Raw genomic sequence first — 800 nt, forward strand, 5'->3', positions numbered from 1 at the left:
TATTTTAATTGATAGAGCAACGATAGTTGCATTAAAACAACACGAAAAAACAAAAAAATTGGTAATTACTGGGCACCTTCTAGGAGGAAAATAATGAAAATCAACAAAAATGATACGTTGCTGTTCATCGGTGACAGCATAACAGATGTAGGCCGTGACCGTATGGACGGCAAAGATTTAGGTAAGGGATTCCCATTGATGGTCGCTTCGCATCTTCAGTCACGCTATCCGGCGAAGAGGCTGACAGTTTTGAATCGGGGTATTGGCGGAGACAGTCTGAAAGATCTTAAAAGGCGATGGGAAGATGATTGCCTGATTATTAATCCTGACATCGTCACATTACTTATAGGTGTAAATGACACATGGCGTAATCAGAATGACGGAGTAGAACTGACAGATGAAGAACTGGATGAGTTTGAATCAGACTACCGCTTTCTTCTGAAATCGCTTCACCAGAGAACGGATGCTCGAGTCATTTTAATGGAGCCTTTTGTCCTGCCTTATCCGAAAGATAGAGTGGGCTGGAGGAATGACCTGGATAAACGAATTCAGATCGTCAGGAAGATGGCCAGAGATTATCAGACTGAACTCATTCCGCTGGATGGACTTTTAAATGCGGCTGGAATAAGGGACGGGTTCAGCTATTACACAGGAGATGACGGTGTCCATCCGACTGTAGCCGGTCACGGACTGATAGCGAGCAGCTGGCTGAAATCTGTTGATGAATAAATTTGAATTTGCCCAAAATTTATAACAACACTTTATATACCAAAAGCTCGAGGAATTCACATGTGGAAAAC

General features: G+C 42.6%; 1 protein-coding gene. It reads left to right on the forward strand.

Annotated elements, in window-relative coordinates; genetic code table 11:
* Positions 1-93 precede the first annotated feature (93 nt).
* Positions 94-729 carry an SGNH/GDSL hydrolase family protein gene (locus ABFX15_RS09720; protein ID WP_346025224.1) on the forward strand — a complete coding sequence of 212 codons (636 nt, stop codon included), beginning with the start codon at positions 94-96 and terminating at the stop codon, positions 727-729.
* The last annotated feature ends 71 nt before the right edge of the window (positions 730-800 follow it).

Origin of the sequence: Alkalibacterium indicireducens, from assembly GCF_039522005.1 — a bacterium.
GTDB classification, from domain to species: domain Bacteria; phylum Bacillota; class Bacilli; order Lactobacillales; family Carnobacteriaceae_A; genus Alkalibacterium; species Alkalibacterium indicireducens.

Excerpts from the sequence above, each read along its gene's own strand:
- ABFX15_RS09720 (WP_346025224.1), top strand. The coding sequence starts at position 94 with ATGAAAATCAACAAAAATGATACGTTGCTGTTCATCGGTGACAGCATA.